This is a genomic window from Veillonella sp. CHU110 (assembly GCF_003992255.1).
Classification (GTDB): Bacteria; Bacillota; Negativicutes; order Veillonellales; family Veillonellaceae; genus F0422.
Genome location: NZ_RQVA01000020.1, coordinates 1 through 20,140, shown reverse-complemented (window position 1 = coordinate 20,140; position 20,140 = coordinate 1). Strand labels below are relative to the sequence as shown.

Genomic DNA, 20,140 nt, shown 5'->3' with positions numbered 1-20,140 from the left:
TGACATATGGATAGACATACATTAGTAGGATTAGTCTTTGACCATCGTTATGAAGTGAGACAAAAAATTGGTGTCGGTGGTATGGCTGATGTATATCAGGGTAAAGATACATTGTTGGGAAGGCCCGTAGCTATTAAAATTTTGCATCAAAACTTTGGTAGCGATCAAGATTTTGTGGCGCGCTTTAAACGAGAAGCACAAGCGGCAGGTAAATTGAATCATCCCAATGTAGTGAGTATGTATGATGTAGGCTATGACCAAGGCTATCATTATATCATTATGGAATATGTGGCTGGTTGTACATTAAAAGAATATATTCAACATCATGCACGTGTTTCTGTACAAGAAGCTGTTAAAATTACGATTGCTATAGCGGAGGGGCTTGAACATGCGCATGCTATGGGTATCGTACACTGTGATGTGAAACCACATAATATTTTGATTACGGATACTGGTAGAATCAAAGTAACAGATTTTGGGATTGCTCGGGCTATTAATTCTGCGGCGACGATGATGTATACTAACTCTGTCATGGGATCGGCTCATTATATTTCTCCCGAACAAGCCAGTGGTAAAAGCATCAATGTCAGTACGGATATATACTCTTTAGGAGTGGTATTATATGAATTATTGACAGGAGAAGTTCCTTTCCGAGGTGAAACGCCTGTTAGTGTGGCCTTACAACATGTTAAGGATAGAGTGGTTGCTCCTAGAATTAAAAATAACTTAATACCGCCACAGCTAGAACAAGTCGTGTTAGTTGCTCTTGAGAAAGAGCCAGGCAAGCGATTTGGATCTATTTCTGAGATGATTCAAGCCTTACGTATGTCTTTAGGATATCGTGGAGGCACTTCTGCTAGACCTATGCAGCATGATTTTGCTACTCAGGTGTTACCACCAATGGATACTGAGGTTTTAGAAGAAGAGGAAGAATCTCAAGATGGCATTTTTGCTAAATTGGGTAGCTTACCTCGTAAATATATTTTTGGGGGAGCCTTATTTGCATTCATACTAGCTTTTTTATGGGCATTTTTAAGCTTCGGTAATTTCTGGAGTAATTCTACTGTAGATGTACCAAATGTGGTTGGTAAACAGTTAAGTGTGGCTACACGTTTATTAGAAGAACGTCATTTACGGGTATCTAGTTCAGAAGTAACGAATTCAGATGTTCCAGCAGGACAAGTTATTTCTCAAAGTCCAGAACCTGGTGAATCTGTAAAAGAACAACGATTAGTTCACTTGGTGGTAAGTAAAGGTGCTGGAGATATTACAATTCCTGATTTACAAGGTATGAGCTTTGATCAGGCAAGAGAGAAATTAAAATCTTTAGGGCTATCTATTGGTAAGGTTACTTATGTCAGTGATACGAGTAAAGATGATGGTGTAGTCATCAGTCAAGGGTTACAAGCCGGTGGTAAAGCATCTAAAGGAGCTACCGTTGATATTACGGTAAATCAAACGAAGTCTTCTACTATAGAGATTCCTAATGTAGTGGGAATGACTATTAAGGAAGCTAAAGAGGCTCTAGGTAATTTAGGATTAAGCATCAGTAAAATTTCTGGCTCAAATGAAGATACAGCCATTGTTACAGATGTGAGTCCTGCGCCAGGATCATCTGTCAAACGAGATGAAAGTGTAAGCTTAGTAGGTGAGGCTAAAGCTGATAAAAAAGATTCGCAATCTAGCAAAAATAGCGGGCCTACAAAAGGTGAAATTGATGTGACGGTACCAAATGGAAAAACATCACAGCACATCAAAGTTGTTATCATAGATGATGAAGGAAGTCGTGTGGTCTATGACGGTACCAATGCCCCAGGTGATCGAATTGTAAAACGTGTTTCTGGTAGTGGAAATGTACGAGTACAAACCTTCTTAAATGGCGCATTAGTACAGGAACAATCCTTATAGGTGAGAGCATGGAACAAGGTGTTGTAGTTAAGAATATGAATGGCTACTTTTACGTACAAATACCAAGTGGTGAAGTACGTGAATGTAAAGTGAGAGGCCGATTAAAAAAGGAGCGGTATTCCTTGCTAGTGGGGGATACGGTTACCATCACAGATGATAGTTGGATTGATGGTATAGCGGAACGTAGAAATTCTTTACGTAGACCGGCGATTGCTAATATTGATCAGGTAATAGTTGTGGTGGCTGCTAAGGAACCAGATATACATCCATTACTATTGGATCGTTTATTAGTCATGATTCATCATAGTGATATTCCTCCTGTATTAGTCATCAATAAGTATGATTTGCACTCAGAAGAAACAGTACAGTTACAACGTATCTATGAGGATATTGGATATACCGTACTATGCACATCTACCTATACAGGAGAAGGGATTGAAGAGTTGCGTCGTTTGTTGCATGGAAAGATCAGTGCTTTTGCTGGCCCATCGGGGGTTGGCAAAAGCAGCTTGCTCAATGCAGTAGACCCTAATTTTGCGTTCCAAACTGGAGCTGTGAGCGATAAAATTAAACGAGGTAGACATACTACTCGACATGCTTCACTATATAGTTTGGATGAAAGCTCTTTTATCATGGATACCCCAGGTTTTTCTGCCATTGAACATACAGGAATGACGCTAGAAGAGTTAACGTATGCATTTCCTGAGTTTAGTCAGTATGATACAGGTTGTAAATTTAGCCCCTGTTCTCACAGTCATGAACCTATCTGCTCAGTAAAAGAAGCTATGGGAGCTGGCAAAATTAGTCAACAAAGATATCAATCCTACTTGACTATAAAATCTGAAATTGAAGATCAAAGGAGAAGATAAAATGATTCAAATTGCCCCATCAATGTTGTCTGCAGACTTTTCAAACTTGCGAGAAGATATTCGCACGATAGAAGAAGGTGGTGCAGATTTACTTCATATCGATGTTATGGATGGTCATTTTGTACCAAACCTAACATTTGGTGCACCTATTGTGAAAGCGTTACGTCCACATACTACATTGCCTTTTGATGTTCATTTAATGGTGACCAATCCCGCTGATTATGTAGAAGAGTATGCCAAGATAGGTGTAGAGTATTTTACGTTTCATTGGGAAGTTGTATCACATGCGCACCGATTGATTCAAGCTATTAAAAGCACAGGAATGAAAGCTGGTGTTTCCTTGAACCCATCTACACCAGTATCCTTATTAGAGGATATTGCTAGCGACTTAGATTTAATTTTAATTATGAGTGTGAATCCAGGATTTGGAGGACAATCTTTTATTTCCAATGCAGTAAAAAAAGTACAACAAGCTCGTCAACTATTGGATGCAGTAGGTAATACAACAGCTGTTGTGGAAGTAGATGGAGGCATTAATTTAAAAACGGCTCCACTGGTACGTGAAGCTGGGGCTACTATGTTAGTAGCGGGATCAGCTGTATTTGGAGCCTCGGATCGAGCAGATATGATTCGCCAATTGCGAGGATGATATGATTCGAGTAGGTACAGATATAATAGAAATACATCGAATGGAACAAGCGATGCAAAAAGAATCCTTTTTGCATCGTGTTTTTACAGAGTACGAAAGAAACTACGCGTGGGGAAGAAATAAACAAGCCGCCGCTTCCTTTGCCGGCATCTTTGCAGCCAAAGAAGCATGTGTGAAAGCGTTGGGAACAGGTTTTCGCTATGGATCATGGCAAGATATAGAAGTCAGTCATGATGCGTGGGGAGCGCCAGTTATTACTTGTTCAGGATACTTTGGTAAGCAAATGAAAGCGTTGGGATATGATACCCTACAAGTATCTATTAGTCATTGTCGTGAATATGCTACCAGTACTGTGATTGTATACTAGAGGAAATAGCTATGAGAGTATTAACACCAAGCCAAGTGACAAACATTGATCAATATATTCAGAAGCTAGGGCTTCCTGTATCGCATCTGATGGAACAAGCAGGTCGATCTATATTTGAAGTGTTACAACGACATATACGAGAAATAGAAGGGCCCAAAAATGCTGTCTTTTTATGTGGTATAGGCAATAATGGAGGGGATGCTCTTGTAGCAGCCAGACTGTTGGCTGAAGTTGCTATGGAACCACCTATAGTTGTTATACTAGGAGAACCCCAAAATGGATCAACACTATTTAAACAGCAGTGGAAGATTATAAGTTCATTAGAAGATAGGATTGAAATAATTCTATTAGAAGAAATAATGGATACAGGAGAACAGCTACCTGAATTTGTATTAACTAATACAGGTATCGTTGTAGATGGCGTATTTGGAACTGGCTTTCATGGAACATTACCAGAGCATGTTCAAAGTATTTTTGAACAATGTAAGTGGTGGGGAATTGAAAGTTCGAATCGTAGATGTATATCCATTGATATACCAAGTGGTGTGAATGGATTAACTGGTGAAGTAGATGAATACACATTTCAAGCAGATGAAACAGTAACATTGCTAGCACCTAAGGTAGGCATGTTGCTGTATCCAGGTCGTGAATATGTGGGACATATGACAATAGGAACAATTGGTTTTCCTATGGCCTATGATACACTGTCAAAAGCTATGAAAAAGGAACCATATATCGATGTTTTTTGGAATACTAAAGATAGTTTATATATGACACCAAGATCTCCCATTGCTCATAAGGGAATCAATGGCCATGTCTATGTAGTAGGTGGCTCTCCTGGTATCTACGGTGCTCCTATATTAAGTGCTGAAGGAGCCTTACGGAGTGGGGCTGGAAAAGTCACCATACTATCAGGTACTAATGAAGTAGAATCGTTACGAACAATGAGCCGTCCTGAAATGATGATTAATTCTATTGAGAATGTCGTCACCTTGGATGCCAATAGTTCAGTGGTAATTGGCCCAGGTGGTGGTAGAACTGAAATGTATAGAAATCAGCTACTACAGAGATTTGAAGTGACTCATGATTCTCATATTGTCATTGATGCAGATGGATTGATTGCTATAGCTAGTGCCTTAGAATTACTTAAGAAACAGGCTTCCATTCTAAGTAAAACAGGTCATTCTATTGTGCTTACTCCCCATAAAGGAGAGTTTTCTATACTTACTGGTAAATCAATAGAAGAAATAGATGCGGATCCGATTGGTATAGTTCATACATTTGCGACTTCCTATGGCGTGTATGTAGTATTAAAAGGTCAACCTACATTGATAGGTGCACCAACAGGTGTAGTTAGTCTTACTACTTCTGGTAATCCATATATGGGTACGGGAGGTATGGGTGATGTATTAGCAGGTGTGATTGGATCTATGTTGAATCAAACTGATGAGGTTCATACAGCCATAAAACTTGCTGTATATGCTCATAGTGTAGCCGGTGATAGGACGTTAGCAGAAGTTGGTCCTGGATTTACTCCATCAGAAGTAGCAGTAAGAATGGGACAAGTGATTCGAGAGATTAGGGGATATTCGGAACCGAAACCTTTATAGAATCAGAAACAGTAGTAATATTCTACCTGTCCTAGTTCTATAGATGAAATATACTTGTTTAAGTATATAAGTTATTGAGTTGGAAAGAGACTATAGATGAAACGAAATATATATAAATATCTGCTTATACTGGGGACTCTATTCATCACCTTACTATCGATATTAGGATGTAGTTCAGATATATCGATGGCCAATGCCAGTTCAACAAAGGTTGAGTCCACGCAAGGAACAAAAGAAGCATCCGGGACTATGAAAGTTCATGTCTTAGACATAGGGCAAGGTGATGCTATCTTAATTCAAGTTGGGGATTCATTTACGATGATTGATACAGGAGATATAGAACACCGCCCACAAGTCGTTGCTTTATTAAAAAAATATGGTGTAAAAGAGTTGGAAAATATAATCTTAACGCATCCCCATGCAGATCATATTGGAGGCTTTTATGCGATTGCTAAGGAATTCCCTATTAAACATGTCTATGATAATGGCATTGAAATCGATAGTGGAACCTACAGAACGTATTTAAAAATTATAGAAACTAAAAAAATTCATCGAGAAGTGTTACAAAAAGGTGATCGATTAGATCTTGGTAATGGAGCGTACTTTGACGTGTTTGCTCCATGGAAAGGAGAAGTTCTGGGAGATTCCAAAGGACATGTGCATCAAAATAATAACTCTATTGTAGGAAAACTAACATTTGGTAAATTTTCTATGCTTATGACGGGTGATGCTGAGAAAGAAGAAGAAGCGCGATTAATTAAAGAACAAAATACAAAAATGTCGAGTAAAGTATTGAAAGTGGGGCATCACGGAAGCAATGGATCTAGTGAAAAAGATTTTATTCGCTCAATACGTCCAGAAATAGCCGTTATTTCTGCTGGATTACATAACTCTTATGGACATCCTGGTGCAAAGGCTTTGGAACGACTTTCAAAAGAAAATGTAGAGATATATCGTACAGATACAATGGGAACTGTTACTATTAGAACAGATGGTAAAGACTACGATGTTCGCACAGAACGATAATCCTTCACAATATATTCATGAATCATTTCCTAAAGTATGGTATAATTAAGATACTGTCTAAAGGAAATTATCCAAAGCAACATAGATTGGAGTGATATATTTGCGTAAGTTATTTACTTTGCTAGGAATGTTAATGTTCGTCTTACCAATAGTCTTTGGGGGAACTCGTGCTGCTAATGTGACAGATTTTCATTGGGTGACTAGAAATGATGCACCCATACCATTTGTTAGAATGGTATTTAGTTTATCTAGTCCAGTACATGCGAATGCTTCTATTAGTGCCAGCGGAACTTCTACTACATTAACGTTAAAAAATGCTGTTATTGCAGGAGCACCTACATCTGTCACAATGGATGATGGAATCGCTAAAACAGCAAGTTTAGTACAAAAAGGATCAGATACGGTAGTAACTATTGAAACACCAAAACCTATTGATGTAGCAGATTTAAAAGTGTTTACATTAAAAAAAGATACAGTCAATAATAAACCATATCGTATGGTAGTAGATATTCAACAAAAGGGTATGGCTCCTAGAGAAAATTACTATGGTAAAAAACCAGTTGTAGTTGCACCAGTAGCAAAGCCCGCTTCAGAGTCGAAGGAAAAGGCTACTACAGCTAAGGCTGCACCTAAACCGGCTACAAAGCCAGAACCTGTGAAATCAAATATACAGGCAAAGGTAGCTCCTCCTATAGTGAATTCTGCACCAGCGCAACCACAACCAGCTAAGCCAACAAGTGTTAACTATCGTACATCTGGTGGTATTAGTGGTAAAATTATTGTCCTTGACCCTGGTCATGGTGGTAGTGATCCAGGTGCTATTGGACCTACAGGGTTGCAAGAAAAGCAGGTTACATTACCTATTTCAGAATATTTAAAATCTGTTTTAGAAGCAAAAGGTGCTAAAGTAGTGTTAACACGGACTACAGATGTGGATGTCTATGGACCTCATGCTAGTGGTGTTGATGAGTTGCAAGCTCGTGTGGATGTAGCTAATGTGAACCAAGCAGATGCATTTATCAGTGTCCATATCAATTCATTTTCGAATCCTAATGTAGGTGGTATAGCTACGTATTATTTTGATGGATCTGAACAATCAAAAAAATTAGCTTCATCAGTGCAACGACAAATAGCTAACCATAGTGGATTCAATGGAGACAGAGGTATTCAACCTGGAAATTTATATGTATTACGTCATTCTTTGATGCCTTCTATTTTAGTAGAATTAGGGTTCATTTCTAATCCTACTGAGGAAGCACATCTGAAAGAAGCGAATACACGTCAACAGTTTGCTAATGAAATAGCAAACGGTTTGGAAGCGTATTTTGGAGGTTAATGTCATGAAACAATCATTGCGTAATAGCTTAATTGCCATGATGAGCATATGTATAATCGCTTTAGCTGGGTGTAATTCCCAGGATGTTAAAGTGGACTTGGGAAAACAAACGCAACAAGCAGCGAGTCAAGGGCAAACTAATAATGCACAAGAAGCAATGACAAAAATAATGGTATATGTACCACGACAAGATGGAAAGGGTGTTATGCCACAGCCATTGACAATTGATGCAAATCGTAAAACGGTAAAAGATGCTATTAACTTGATGATTGAACAAGATGGTCGTGCGGAGTACCCGGTGTTTGCTAAAGGAACAAAAGTAGTAGAAACGGCAAAGCATGATGATACAGTGACCGTAGTATTGAATGATGACTTTTTACAAGATGCTACTGGTTTAACAGCCACATTGCGTATTGCATCTATTGTAAATACAGCGGTGGAATTTGATGGTGTACATAAAGTTTATGTAAAGGTAAAAGGTGTAACCTTACCGACCTATGGTGATATTGACTTAACGCATCCATTAAAACAAATGAAAGACAAAATAGTAAAAGATTAAGTTGTATGTTGGGGGCCTCTTAGTGAAGTGCCTCCAACATTTTTATACACTAAATTCATGTTAGTTTACTATGATATTATACCTGCAAAGATACTGTAGGAAAGGAGGACTTGATGATACAAAAAATAGTAGAAGAGTTAGGAAACAATTCATCATTTTATGTGCAGTTATTAATAGAACATATAGGAATTACATTTATATCCGTTATCATTGCTACTATTGTAGGTCTTGCAATTGGAATATGGATATCACAAAACGAGAAAATGGCAAATTCGGTGATATCTGTGGTGAATATTGCTTATACGATACCGTCTATAGCTCTGTTAGGGTTTCTCATTTCTTTCACAGGGGTGGGGAATACGACGGCTATCATTGCACTTATTATATATGCCCTCTTACCCATTGTTCGTGGTACCTATGTAGGGATTACCACCATTGACTCAAAGATTATTGAGGCCAGTCGGGCTATGGGGAGTACTGATAGTCAAATTTTATGGAAGATTCAGTTGCCATTAGCATTTCCTGTAATTCATTCATCTATTATGAATATGGTGACTATGACGATTGCATTAGCTGGTATTGCATCCTTTGTAGGTGCAGGTGGATTAGGTGTTGCCATCTATCGTGGCATTACGACGAATAATGAAGTATTGATTTGGATCGGTGGGATTTTGATTGCACTATTAGCACTAGTGATAGACCGCATTTTAGGTGCCATTGGCAAATTAGTGGAGCAACATAGGATCCATACAGTAGTCAATAAAAGAATGGGCTATGCAGTGGGGGTTTTATTGATTGTTATGGGGAGTGCTTTTGGACTGCAACAATATAGCAAACATGATACGATACATATTGCATCAAAACCCGTATCAGAAGGATACATCTTGGCGGAAATTGTGGGTACTCTCATTGAGGTAGATACGAACCTAAAAGTAGAGTATACCCACGGTGTAGGCGGTGGTACATCTAATATTCATCTGGGTATGGTTCGTGGTGATTTTGATATGTATCCAGAGTACACTGGCACATCTTGGCAAGTTGTTTTGAAACATCAGGACGAGTATAAGAATGATAAGTTTTCGATGTTAACAGCAGAATACAAGGATAAGTATCACTTTTTGTGGAAAGGCATGTTTGGATTTAATGATACCTATAGCATTGGCATCCGAGCAGATTTAGCGAAGGAATACGGTATTAAAACATTTACAGACTTGGCGAAGTATGCTGGACAGCTAACATTTGGTGCAGAATATGATTTCTTTGAACGGGAAGATGGTTATAAAGCGTTAGCTAACGCCTATAATTATCACTTCAAAAAAGAGGTAGATATGGACAATGGATTAAAATATCAAGCCTTGTTTGATAAGAAAATTGATGCGATGACTGTGTTTACGACAGATGGTCAGCTGTCTAATCCACGGGTTGTAGTCTTAGAGGATGATCGAAACTTGTATCCAAGTTATATGGCAGGCATGGTCGTTCGTGAGGAAACGTTACAGAAACATCCTGAACTAGAAGCTGTTTTACATCGTTTAGATGGTATCTTAGATGAAAGTACCATGGCACAGTTAAATAAAAAAGTAGAAATTGATAAGGAAGATCCGAAACAAGTGGCGAAGGAATTTTTGCAATCTAAAGGATTGGTGATGAAATAGATGAATCAAATTATAGAGTATAAGAATATTGGAAAATCCTATCAAGGCAAATGGGTGGTGAGAAATTTCAATCTTACCATCAATGAAGGGGACTTTCTTTGCATTGTAGGTACCTCAGGATCAGGTAAAACAACGCTCTTAAAAATGATTAATGGATTAATTGTACCCGATGAAGGAGATATTACCATCAATGGAATACGAGTTATCGATCAGGATATTATCTCTTTGCGGAGAAAGATAGGATATGCCATTCAAGGAGATGGATTATTCCCACATATGACGGTAGCGGGTAATATTGGGTATGTACCAAAACTAGATGGTCTACCGAAAGAAGAAGTGGATAGCATTGTCAATCGAATGCTTTCATTAGTTGGACTTCCATTGGATAGTAAGGGAAAGTATCCCAAGGAACTATCGGGTGGACAACAACAACGAGTAGGTATTGCTAGAGCCTATGCAAACTCGCCAAAGATATTGCTCATGGACGAACCATTCGGAGCGGTGGACTCCATTACGAGGTACCAACTGCAAGAAGATTTGAAACAGATTCATAAACAAACGGATTGTACGATTGTGTTTATCACCCATGACATGCATGAAGCATTTAAGCTAGGGACTCATATCCTTGTCATGCACGAAGGAAAGATACAACAATACGGAACTATAGAAGAAGTTAAGAACTATCCTAGTAATGAGTATGTGAAACAATTGATTGAAATGACGCGGTAGTGTCATATAGTTAAGCACTATCCAATGATAGAGGGACCTGATAAGGGTCCCTTTGTTTTATATAGTATGATGAGCATGCTAAGGAATAGAAGATATACTAGTCTTATTAGAAAGATTGTAAAGATAGTGATGGATATAGGCATGCATCGAATGAATGTAGGGAGTATTGGTTTAGAATTTTAGATAAATTTATCTTATCTTTAGTTGCTAGTATGGTACAATAAGAACAACATGTATAGTGAAAGTGTTATACAATACTCATAGTTAGGTATACACAGTTCTGCTGTATTAGTCTGTGAGAATAGATAATTGGCTAATGACGTTGTATATAAGAAACGAGGTGGTACGATGCACAAGGATCCTTTTGAGGAATATATCCGTCAAGGTGAAGCCAGTCAATATGAAAAAGCCCAAGTCTGGAAAACAGCCATTGGCTTGCAAGCTGTCGATGGGTTGACGCCATCTGCGTATTTAGTAGACTTAGCAAAGAAGAATATTGAAGGGCAGATGTCCTTACAGGCCGTTCATACATTATTGGAAAGTTATTATGAATCCTATCCAAATCAAAATGATAGAATGGCAGAGGCGGATATAGTATCACTTCGTATATCGGAGATACTGTTAGAAAAAGCTTTTAGTTTTACACCTAGCGAGTACTTATCGATTCATAGACAATTGTTTGCAGACATCTATCCTCATGCGGGCAATATACGAGATTACAATATCACAAAAAAAGAATGGATTCTCGATGGAGATACGGTGACCTATGGTAGTATATCTGAACTAGGGGCGACTTTACTCTATGATATAGAGCAAGAAAAAAACTTTTCCTATGCTAACATAGATATGTCAGAGACGATTCGTCATTTGGCGACTTTTGTTGCCAGATTATGGCAGATTCATGTGTTCGGTGAAGGGAATACGAGAACGACAGCGGTATTTTTCATTAAACATCTTAGAACCCTAGGTTTTACGGTGACTAATGATATATTTGCCGACCATGCGTGGTATTTTAGGAATGCCTTGGTACGTGCCAATTATCAAAATTTGAAACTGGGTGTGTATAGAACAACGGAATATTTGGAACGTTTTTTGCGGAATTTACTGCTAGACGAAGACCATGTGTTATCGAATCGAAGTATGCATGTTAATAAAGCCAATGGTAATAAAAATATCAATGATAACGAGGGTAATGCCTATAACATACGAGAAAATCACCTAGAATATACTATCGATAGAGATACGATACTACAGAATGATACAACTAAGGATACACACTATACTATAGAGAGTAATTCTAATGTATCTAACAATATGAGTCCTAGGCTTGACGAATTTTCTCTTATCGACAAATTAACACAACACAGTATCCACAATTCTACATACGTAAAGGTCGGCGTTGGTGATGATTGTGCTGTCTATGATACACCTCGTGATGTGGATCAATTGGTTAGTACGGACATGATGGTGGAAGGCATTCACTTTAGTGATAGTACGACGGCTCCTTTTGACGTAGGGTATCGTTTAGGGGCCGCCAATATCAGTGACATAGCAGCGATGGGTGGCACCCCACGTCATATGGTGGTGTCTATTGCAGTGCCCAAGGGAAGAGATACATCCTATGTGGAAGAAGTTTACAATGGATTGCGCCATATATGTGCAGACTACGATGTGAATATCATCGGTGGCGACACTGTATCGACGGAAGGCCCTTTTGTCATTTCAGCTACAGTATTTGGAGATGTGCCAACAAATCAAGGTGTTCTCCGCAGTGGTGCTCAAGATGGTGACGTTGTGTTTATCACAAATTATTTAGGCTTATCTTATGTGGGTCTCCATAGTTTGCTGGAGGGCCACGAGGACTATCTGGTGAGTCAATCCGTCCATCAACGCCCCATTCCTCATGTGGAATGTGGTATAATAGCAAGAGACTTAGGTGCCACATCTATGAATGACATCAGCGACGGCTTGTCTAGCGAGCTCAACGAGATAGCTAAAGCATCGCAGGTGACTATTTATGTTGATGAAAGTACTTTGCCAATCCATCCAGAGGTACAGGCCTATTGTGAAAGTCATCATATGAGCCCGTACTTTCCTATGTGGACAGGGGGCGAAGACTTTCAGCTAGTGGGAACTATTCCAGCTGATAAAGCAGAGGCGTTGCCAGCTGAGACTTTCACCATCATTGGATATGTTAAAGCAGGCAATACACAGGTCGTGGTAGATTGCGATGGACAGTGGGTCAAAGTGGAGCCTAAGGGATATAATCATTTATCGCATGATTGAGTATTGAATAGAAAATCCTAGTCTTATCTAGTGATCATGATGCGGTATGAGTATGCGATATAGGTAGCTTACTAATTAAAATTCAATGATAAAGGAATACTATGAACACCATACAATATACAACGCATTCCGTAGAGGAAACGTTGGCTCTAGGTCGCAGCTTAGGGAGATTTATAAAAGACTATGAAAGCTCTATTTGTATTGCTCTAGATGGCACACTAGGGGCAGGGAAAACACATTTTTCCCAAGGGATTGCAAAGGGCTTTGGAGTTACAGAAGAAGTGACAAGCCCTACCTTTGCTTTGATGAATACCTATGAAGTAGATGGAATCTATTTGTATCACTTTGATTTGTATCGAATGGACTTAGTAGAAGAACTGGAAACCATCGGCTTTTACGAATATACAGAGGAAACAAAGTCCGTTGTGGAATGGGCTAGTAAGTTTGAAGATGAGTTACCAGACACAACGGTTTGGATTACTATCGACGTAAATGCAGATGGATCTCGTCAGTTTACAGTTCGTACGGACTTACTTTCAGAGGATACATTGCAATGCATAGGAGAAAACCTATGATTTTAGGAATTGAAACGAGTAGCGCCATTGCCAGTGTGGCGGTGGGAAATGACAAAGAAATACGGAGCGAACTCATTGTGCAAGCAGGTCTTACTCATTCTGAGCAACTGGTGCCACACATTGAAACGGTGTTGACAACGGGGAAAGTAAAGAAATCTGATATCACAGGTATTGCCGTTACCATTGGACCGGGATCCTTTACGGGATTACGCATTGGCTTAGGCACGGCAAAGGCCCTGGGCTACGCTTGGAATGTTCCTGTAGTAGGAGTGCTTACTACAGACGTATTGGCACAAGGGTTTATGTACTCTAATTATCGTGTGTGTACCGTTGTGGATGCACAGAAAAAGCAAGTGTATGCTCGTCAATATGCATGGAATGGCGCAACGATGGATGCACTGGACTCGGTGGAAGTTCACCAAGTACCAGAATTGCTAACATCCTTAGTGGCATTATGTGAGTCATATCCAGTAATAATCGTGGGGGATGGTCTAAAACGTCTAGAAAAAGAATATGCCCTAGGCGTAGAAGAAGGCTGTATTGATCCTATGAAACTCGCACTAGGACATGAATCTAAACAACGTCCACGGGCATCTCATGTCATTCAAGTGGCATTGCCACAATTTATGAACGGTTCGATTCCTGATGCGCAGTCTATTGAGCCATTCTATATTCGCAAATCGGAAGCGGAAGTGGTGTGGGATGAGAAACATAAAGACATCTTAGCTACTGGTACCTACGTAGAACCTACAGTAGTAGTCCGTGAAGCAGCAGGTGAACGATAATGGTCACATTACGAGAAGCCTTACGAAGTGATATTGAAGGCATCTACGAAATAGAAATAGCATGCTTCTCAACACCATGGTCAAAAGAAGCCCTCATAGATGATTTAGAAGTAGAAGATAAGCTGTACCTTGTGGCAGAAACAGATGATGGCAAGATCATTGGCTATGCCGGATCTTGGCTAGTGTTGGACGAAGGACAAATTACAAATATTGCTATTCATCCTGAATATCGTCGTGCAGGTTATGGCGCTAAAATGACTCGTAAGTTAACGCAAATGCTCCGTAAACGAGGTATGAAACATATTTTTTTAGAAGTGCGTGTGTCCAATATTGCAGCCCAAGCCATGTATCGTAGACTTGGCTTTACAGTAGTAGGAGTACGCAAACAATTTTATTCAGATCCAGTAGAAGATGGTCTGATTATGACAAAAGAAATGGAGGAACTGGCATGAGTATCTACACATTAGCTATTGAAACTAGCTGTGATGAAACATCGGCAGCGGTGTTACAAGATGGAAGAACAGTCATCTCCAATGTGATTTCTAGTCAAGTGCCCATTCATAGAAAATTTGGTGGTGTCGTACCAGAAGTGGCATCCCGTCATCATATAGAACAGATTATGCCAGTTATTGACCAAGCTTTGGTAGATGCGAATTTGACATTAGACGATATAGATCATATCGGTGTCACCTATGGGCCTGGTTTAGTAGGGGCTCTGTTGGTAGGTGTGTCAGCGGCAAAGGCCCTATCCTTTGCAAAAGACATTCCTTTGATAGGCGTTCATCATATGGAAGGTCATATCTTTGCAAACTTCCTGTTGCACCCTAAGTTAGAACCGCCATTCTTGTGCTTAGTTGTATCTGGGGGACATACTATGATAGTCCATATGACAGATTATGAAAGTTTCCAGGTACTAGGTCAAACACGTGATGATGCGGCAGGTGAAGCTTTTGATAAAATCGCCCGGGTGTTGGGGTACCCATATCCAGGAGGACCACATATTGATGCGTTGGCGAAAGAAGGCAATCCGGAGGCTATTGATTTTCCGCGGCCATTGCTAGAAAAAGGAAACTTTGACTTTAGCTTTAGTGGTTTAAAATCTGCGGTGCTTAACTATATCAATGGAAAACAACAAAAAGGGGAAGCTATCTGTCATGAAGATGTGGCAGCCTCCTTTCAAAAGGCTATTACAGACGTATTGGTAGAGAAGATGAAAGAAGCGGCCCACACCTTAAAAGAAACTAAGATTGCCCTAGCTGGTGGCGTGTCGGCTAACAGCGGACTGCAACGAGATTTACAAGCCATGTGCGAAGCAGAATGCTTGACATACCTCACAGCAGGATCTATGTTGGCCACAGATAATGCAGCTATGATTGGTTGTAGAGCCTATTATATGGCACAAGCTGGTAAATTCAGCAATTACACATTGAATGCAAAACCGTCCATTCCATTGGGCAGCGATTTGTGGAAAGGAAACCAACATGGCTAGTTGGAAAGACATTCTTAACAAAGAAACAGATTTATATCCAACACAACAGGCTTTACTATTACAGTTCTCCGAACGATTGAGCTTTGGTAAAGCCATCAGTGAACAAGGGGTGTCCCTCTTAGTGCAAGCTAAGGATGGACACCTTTTGCTAAGTGGAGCTCTCGATAGTGATCATACGGGAATGGTGCAGAAATACGAAGTATCTATGGAACATCCTATCCAGCAGATGTTACGTAGTGGCAAACCTTACACAGGTCTCATGGACTGGGAGGAACCGACTGATACTGGTATCACAATGGAATCATATCATGCTTACGTGTATCCTATCGTAGATAATGGGGGCAAATGCATCGGTGCCTGTGCCTTCACAAACCCAGTGTCGGAAGTGTATTCTAGTCGCTATGACGAGTTTATGTCCATCGTGTCACAAACGACCTTTCAAGGTATGTTGGTACCACAACTACAGCAACCAGAACTGTATGAGGGCATTTCCGTCCTAGACGGGATTCTCTTTTTTGAACAAGACGGAACCATACTGTATGCGAACCGAGCGGCGAAAAAACTAGGAGATATTTTTGGTATCGATCGACGATTACAGGGAACGTCTATTTATAGTAGTACCTTAAAAGTTGGTCGTATCAAAAAGGCCTTAGAAGATAGAGTGGGTACCATTGATGAGGAGTTATATGGTGACATTGCATTGCGACAAGTGATGATTCCCGTCGTTCTTGGAGTGAAGTGGAAGCGTGGCATTTTAGTATTACAAGATAAAACAGAATTGCGCAAACGCGATCAGGAACTCCTGGTGAAAAACTCCGTCATCAAAGAAGTACATCATCGTGTAAAAAATAATTTGCAATCTGTGGCAGGCTTACTTCGCATGCAAAGTCGTCGCAGTGGATCTGATGATGTGAAACAAGCTTTACAAGACAGCATTCATCGTATTGAAAGTATGGCTCTCGTCCATGAAATCGTATCGAATTTTGATGAAGATTATGTGGCATTGCGCAGCATTATCGAAGAATTGTGGCGGTTGTTGCGACAAGGATTAGGCTCTTCTGATCAGCGCATCGACATGGACTATACAGGGGAAGACATCATTATGTCATCCCACAAGGCCAGCTATGTGTCCTTAGTGATGAATGAACTCTTTTCCAATCTTTTTAAACATGCTTTCAAAGATAAAACAGAAGGTCACGTGCAGGTAGATGTACGTGAAGTAAAAGACGATGGACAACGTGATATGCTACACATTACTATCCGAGATACTGGCTGTGGTTTGCCAGATGATTTTGAAAGTACCAGACAATGCAGGTTGGGATTACAAATTATTGACAACTTGGTGCGGAATGAACTGAATGGAAAAATTTCTTGGACATCCCAAGGAACAGGGACTGTAGTAGATATTTGGGTTCACAAAGGAGAAGAGTATGCGCGTCTTAATAGTAGATGATGAGTCGCTGATTCGCATGGACTTGCGAGATATATTAGAAAGCCAAGGCCATACCGTTATAGGTGAAGGTGCCAATGGAGTCGAAGCCATCCAACTATGCCAAGACCTTGCGCCAGATATAGTGCTCATGGATGTGAAAATGCCGACATTAGATGGCATTGAGGCAGCGCGACAAATTCGTCATAAACGATTAGCGCCAGTGGTGCTATTAACAGCCTATAGCCAAGATGATTTAATCCAAAAGGCATCCCAATCTGGGGTGTATGGCTACTTAATAAAACCTTTACGAGAACAAGATTTAGGCCCTGCCTTGCAGATGGCTATGGCTCGCTTTCAAGAAGAGTGCGATTTAAGGAATCAATTAAAAGGTGTAGAAAATTCTTTAGAAGAACGAAAATATTTGTCAAAGGCTACAGGCATATTGATGGAACTTCATGGTTTTTCAGAAGAGAAAGCGTATGAAAAAATCCGGACTTTCAGTATGGATAAGAGGATTAGTGTACTAGAAACATGTAAGAAAATCATCGCAGCCTATCAAACAAAAAAATAAGTGATATAGGCATTTGGTCAAAAAGTCAAAAAAGACTTGCAAAAATTTAAAAATGATTTATAATAATACTTGTGATTAGCACTCACTCTTATTGAGTGCTAACATCGATATTATAGTGTATATGAGAAGAGGTATAACAATGAAACCATTAGGCGATCGTGTCATCATTCGTGTATTAGAAGTAGAAACAAAAACGGAAAGTGGTATCTTTTTAGCATCTTCCACAAAAGAACGTCCATCTGAAGGAACGGTTATTGCTGTGGGTCCTGGTAAATTATGTGACAATGGCGAACGTGTAGCACCAGAAGTTAAAGTGGGCGATACAGTTATGTTCTCCAAATATGCTGGCACTGAATTCAAAATCGATGGTCTTGACCATTTAATCATCAGTGAAAAAGATATTTTAGCAGTATTATAATCTAAGCAATTGAGGGAGTATCCCTTGCATAGGAGGCTAGACAATGGCAAAAGAAATTTTATTTAACGAAGAAGCACGCCGTGCATTAGGCCGTGGCGTTGATCAATTAGCAAATGCAGTAAAAGTAACTTTAGGACCTAAAGGTCGCAATGTAGTATTAGAGAAAAAATTTGGTGCCCCAACAATCACTAACGATGGTGTCACTATCGCTCGCAATATTGAACTTCCAGATCCATTTGAAAACATGGGTGCACAATTAGTTAAAGAAGTCGCTACAAAAACTAATGATGTAGCAGGTGATGGTACAACTACGGCTACTGTATTGGCACAAGCTATGATCCAAGAAGGTATGCGCAATGTAGCAGCTGGTGCTAATCCAATGATCCTTAAAAAAGGTATCGAATTAGCGGTGAAAAAATTAGTAGCTGAGATTCAATCCAAAGCGATTAATGTAAATGGTAAACAAGATATCGCTCAAGTTGCGTCTGTATCCGCATCTGACGAAGAAATCGGTGCATTAATTGCTGAAGCGATGGACCGTGTGGGCAACGACGGTGTTATCACTGTAGAAGAATCTAAAACATTACAAACTGAATTGAACGTAGTAGAAGGTATGCAATTCGACCGTGGTTACTTATCTCCTTACATGGTAACTGACCCAGATAAAATGGAAGCAGTTGTAAACGAACCATTAATTTTGATCACTGACCGCAAAATCTCCGTGATTGCTGATTTATTGCCAGCTCTTGAAAAAGTTGTAAAACTTGGTAAAGAACTTGTGATCATTGCTGAAGATGTAGATGGCGAAGCATTGGCTACATTAGTAGTGAACCGTCTTCGTGGTACATTAAAAGCAGTAGCAGTAAAAGCTCCTGGTTTCGGCGACCGTCGTAAAGCTATGTTAGAAGATATTGCTATTTTAACTGGTGGTACTGTCATCAGTGAAGAAGTAGGCTTGAAGTTGGACAATGTGGAATTAGAACACTTAGGTACAGCTCGTCAAGTTCGTATCACTAAAGACGAAACTATCATCGTTGATGGTAATGGTAACAAAGATGTGATTGCTCGTCGTGTAGCACAAGTTCGTGCACAAGCAGAAGAAGCAACATCTGAATTCGATAAAGAAAAATTGCAAGAACGTTTGGCTAAATTGTCTGGCGGTGTAGCTGTCATTGAAGTAGGTGCAGCAACTGAAGTAGAATTAAAAGATAAAAAACTTCGCATCGAAGACGCATTGAATGCGACTCGTGCAGCTGTGGAAGAAGGTATCGTTGCAGGTGGTGGCACGACATTGATCGACATCATCCCAGCATTAGACGGTATCGAAGCTACTGGTGACGTATTAACAGGTGTGAACCTTGTGCGCCGTGCTGTAGAAGAACCACTTCGCCAAATCGCTTACAATGCAGGTTTAGAAGGTTCCGTAGTAGTAGAACGTGTAAAATCTACTGAAAGCGGTATCGGTTTCAACGCATTAACAGAAGAATATGTAGACATGGTAAAAGCTGGTATCGTGGACCCTGCAAAAGTAACACGCTCTGCCTTGCAAAATGCAGCATCCATCGCAGCATTAGTACTAACTACTGAATCTATCGTTGCTGATAAAGTAGAAGAAAATGCACCAATGATGCCTCCAATGCCTCCAATGGGTGGCATGGGCGGTATGATGTAATCTCAGATTGCATCCGTGGATCGCAGTATTGACTAAGTAAATACTATGGGGACTATGAAAGAATAGGTGACTATTCTTTCATAGTCCTTTTTGCATTGTGATATAAAGTGAGATGAGACTATTAATGGGCTCTTTGTCAAATGTGGGGGCTGCTCATATAAAAAGTTCTTAGCACTAGCTATCTAAATAGCTAGTGCTATTCTT

Annotated in this window: 19 protein-coding genes; all 19 read left to right on the top strand. The window is 39.8% G+C overall.

Going from position 1 to position 20,140, the window contains the following annotated elements; translation table 11 throughout:
- Positions 1-6 precede the first annotated feature (6 nt).
- The 19 genes from pknB (at position 7) to groL (ending at position 19,936) form a co-directional block, all read left to right on the top strand.
- The gene (gene pknB, locus EO122_RS07590) at positions 7-1,908 is read left to right on the top strand and encodes a Stk1 family PASTA domain-containing Ser/Thr kinase (RefSeq protein ID WP_127010056.1); all 1,902 of its coding nucleotides are present in this window, start codon (positions 7-9) and stop codon (positions 1,906-1,908) included.
- A gap of 8 nt (positions 1,909-1,916) precedes the next feature.
- Complete coding sequence (gene rsgA, locus EO122_RS07585; RefSeq protein ID WP_127010055.1) at positions 1,917-2,777, top strand: ribosome small subunit-dependent GTPase A; 861 nt, start codon at positions 1,917-1,919, stop codon at positions 2,775-2,777.
- 1 nt (position 2,778) lies between these two features.
- The gene (rpe, locus tag EO122_RS07580) at positions 2,779-3,426 is read left to right on the top strand and encodes a ribulose-phosphate 3-epimerase (protein ID WP_127010054.1); all 648 of its coding nucleotides are present in this window, start codon (positions 2,779-2,781) and stop codon (positions 3,424-3,426) included.
- A gap of 4 nt (positions 3,427-3,430) precedes the next feature.
- Positions 3,431-3,793, top strand: a complete 363-nt coding sequence (acpS, locus tag EO122_RS07575) for a holo-ACP synthase (RefSeq protein WP_127010066.1) — start codon at positions 3,431-3,433, stop codon at positions 3,791-3,793.
- An 11-nt stretch (positions 3,794-3,804) separates the two neighbouring features.
- Positions 3,805-5,403, top strand: coding sequence for an NAD(P)H-hydrate dehydratase (locus EO122_RS07570; protein ID WP_127010053.1), 1,599 nt, complete (start codon positions 3,805-3,807; stop codon positions 5,401-5,403).
- A gap of 186 nt (positions 5,404-5,589) precedes the next feature.
- The gene (locus EO122_RS07565) at positions 5,590-6,429 is read left to right on the top strand and encodes a ComEC/Rec2 family competence protein (protein WP_240632681.1); all 840 of its coding nucleotides are present in this window, start codon (positions 5,590-5,592) and stop codon (positions 6,427-6,429) included.
- A gap of 127 nt (positions 6,430-6,556) precedes the next feature.
- Positions 6,557-7,765 (top strand): N-acetylmuramoyl-L-alanine amidase, encoded by a 1,209-nt coding sequence (locus tag EO122_RS07560; RefSeq protein WP_240632680.1) that lies wholly within the window; start codon positions 6,557-6,559, stop codon positions 7,763-7,765.
- Between the two features lie 4 nt (positions 7,766-7,769).
- On the top strand, positions 7,770-8,324 hold the full coding sequence (locus tag EO122_RS07555) for a GerMN domain-containing protein (protein WP_127010051.1): 555 nt from the start codon (positions 7,770-7,772) through the stop codon (positions 8,322-8,324).
- 113 nt (positions 8,325-8,437) lie between these two features.
- Positions 8,438-9,979: a glycine betaine ABC transporter substrate-binding protein gene (locus EO122_RS07550; RefSeq protein ID WP_127010050.1), complete on the top strand. Its 1,542-nt coding sequence runs from the start codon at positions 8,438-8,440 to the stop codon at positions 9,977-9,979.
- Positions 9,980-10,708 carry an ABC transporter ATP-binding protein gene (locus EO122_RS07545; protein WP_127010049.1) on the top strand — a complete coding sequence of 243 codons (729 nt, stop codon included), beginning with the start codon at positions 9,980-9,982 and terminating at the stop codon, positions 10,706-10,708.
- Between the two features lie 309 nt (positions 10,709-11,017).
- Entirely contained in the window at positions 11,018-12,994 is a 1,977-nt protein-coding gene (thiL, locus tag EO122_RS07540) for a thiamine-phosphate kinase (protein ID WP_127010048.1), read from the top strand.
- Positions 12,995-13,095: 101 nt separating this feature from the next.
- Complete coding sequence (gene tsaE / locus EO122_RS07535; RefSeq protein WP_127010047.1) at positions 13,096-13,569, top strand: tRNA (adenosine(37)-N6)-threonylcarbamoyltransferase complex ATPase subunit type 1 TsaE; 474 nt, start codon at positions 13,096-13,098, stop codon at positions 13,567-13,569.
- Positions 13,566-14,354 carry a tRNA (adenosine(37)-N6)-threonylcarbamoyltransferase complex dimerization subunit type 1 TsaB gene (gene tsaB, locus EO122_RS07530; protein ID WP_127010046.1) on the top strand — a complete coding sequence of 263 codons (789 nt, stop codon included), beginning with the start codon at positions 13,566-13,568 and terminating at the stop codon, positions 14,352-14,354. The genes tsaE and tsaB overlap by 4 nt, the downstream gene beginning before the upstream one ends.
- The gene (gene rimI / locus EO122_RS07525; protein ID WP_127010045.1) at positions 14,354-14,806 is read left to right on the top strand and encodes a ribosomal protein S18-alanine N-acetyltransferase; all 453 of its coding nucleotides are present in this window, start codon (positions 14,354-14,356) and stop codon (positions 14,804-14,806) included. The genes tsaB and rimI overlap by 1 nt, the downstream gene beginning before the upstream one ends.
- The gene (gene tsaD / locus EO122_RS07520; RefSeq protein WP_127010044.1) at positions 14,803-15,843 is read left to right on the top strand and encodes a tRNA (adenosine(37)-N6)-threonylcarbamoyltransferase complex transferase subunit TsaD; all 1,041 of its coding nucleotides are present in this window, start codon (positions 14,803-14,805) and stop codon (positions 15,841-15,843) included. The genes rimI and tsaD overlap by 4 nt, the downstream gene beginning before the upstream one ends.
- Positions 15,836-17,296, top strand: a complete 1,461-nt coding sequence (locus EO122_RS07515) for a sensor histidine kinase (RefSeq protein WP_164725994.1) — start codon at positions 15,836-15,838, stop codon at positions 17,294-17,296. The genes tsaD and EO122_RS07515 overlap by 8 nt, the downstream gene beginning before the upstream one ends.
- Positions 17,274-17,846, top strand: coding sequence for an ANTAR domain-containing response regulator (locus EO122_RS07510; RefSeq protein ID WP_127010042.1), 573 nt, complete (start codon positions 17,274-17,276; stop codon positions 17,844-17,846). Before EO122_RS07515 ends, EO122_RS07510 begins: the two co-directional genes overlap by 23 nt.
- A gap of 121 nt (positions 17,847-17,967) precedes the next feature.
- The gene (groES, locus tag EO122_RS07505; RefSeq protein WP_371413199.1) at positions 17,968-18,264 is read left to right on the top strand and encodes a co-chaperone GroES; all 297 of its coding nucleotides are present in this window, start codon (positions 17,968-17,970) and stop codon (positions 18,262-18,264) included.
- Between the two features lie 43 nt (positions 18,265-18,307).
- Positions 18,308-19,936, top strand: a complete 1,629-nt coding sequence (gene groL, locus EO122_RS07500; protein ID WP_127010041.1) for a chaperonin GroEL — start codon at positions 18,308-18,310, stop codon at positions 19,934-19,936.
- Positions 19,937-20,140: the final 204 nt, after the last annotated feature.

What these genes read in the sequence shown, in the direction of transcription:
- groES (WP_371413199.1), top strand. Translation starts at nt 17,968, where the DNA reads ATGAGAAGAGGTATAACAATGAAACCATTAGGCGATCGTGTCATCATT.
- rsgA (WP_127010055.1), top strand. Translation starts at nt 1,917, where the DNA reads ATGGAACAAGGTGTTGTAGTTAAGAATATGAATGGCTACTTTTACGTA.
- tsaD (WP_127010044.1), top strand. Translation starts at nt 14,803, where the DNA reads ATGAGTATCTACACATTAGCTATTGAAACTAGCTGTGATGAAACATCG.
- pknB (WP_127010056.1), top strand. Translation starts at nt 7, where the DNA reads ATGGATAGACATACATTAGTAGGATTAGTCTTTGACCATCGTTATGAA.
- tsaE (WP_127010047.1), top strand. Translation starts at nt 13,096, where the DNA reads ATGAACACCATACAATATACAACGCATTCCGTAGAGGAAACGTTGGCT.
- rimI (WP_127010045.1), top strand. Translation starts at nt 14,354, where the DNA reads ATGGTCACATTACGAGAAGCCTTACGAAGTGATATTGAAGGCATCTAC.
- EO122_RS07545 (WP_127010049.1), top strand. Translation starts at nt 9,980, where the DNA reads ATGAATCAAATTATAGAGTATAAGAATATTGGAAAATCCTATCAAGGC.
- EO122_RS07560 (WP_240632680.1), top strand. Translation starts at nt 6,557, where the DNA reads ATGTTAATGTTCGTCTTACCAATAGTCTTTGGGGGAACTCGTGCTGCT.
- EO122_RS07510 (WP_127010042.1), top strand. Translation starts at nt 17,274, where the DNA reads ATGCGCGTCTTAATAGTAGATGATGAGTCGCTGATTCGCATGGACTTG.
- EO122_RS07570 (WP_127010053.1), top strand. Translation starts at nt 3,805, where the DNA reads ATGAGAGTATTAACACCAAGCCAAGTGACAAACATTGATCAATATATT.
- EO122_RS07550 (WP_127010050.1), top strand. Translation starts at nt 8,438, where the DNA reads ATGATACAAAAAATAGTAGAAGAGTTAGGAAACAATTCATCATTTTAT.
- EO122_RS07555 (WP_127010051.1), top strand. Translation starts at nt 7,770, where the DNA reads ATGAAACAATCATTGCGTAATAGCTTAATTGCCATGATGAGCATATGT.
- rpe (WP_127010054.1), top strand. Translation starts at nt 2,779, where the DNA reads ATGATTCAAATTGCCCCATCAATGTTGTCTGCAGACTTTTCAAACTTG.
- groL (WP_127010041.1), top strand. Translation starts at nt 18,308, where the DNA reads ATGGCAAAAGAAATTTTATTTAACGAAGAAGCACGCCGTGCATTAGGC.
- tsaB (WP_127010046.1), top strand. Translation starts at nt 13,566, where the DNA reads ATGATTTTAGGAATTGAAACGAGTAGCGCCATTGCCAGTGTGGCGGTG.
- EO122_RS07515 (WP_164725994.1), top strand. Translation starts at nt 15,836, where the DNA reads ATGGCTAGTTGGAAAGACATTCTTAACAAAGAAACAGATTTATATCCA.
- EO122_RS07565 (WP_240632681.1), top strand. Translation starts at nt 5,590, where the DNA reads ATGGCCAATGCCAGTTCAACAAAGGTTGAGTCCACGCAAGGAACAAAA.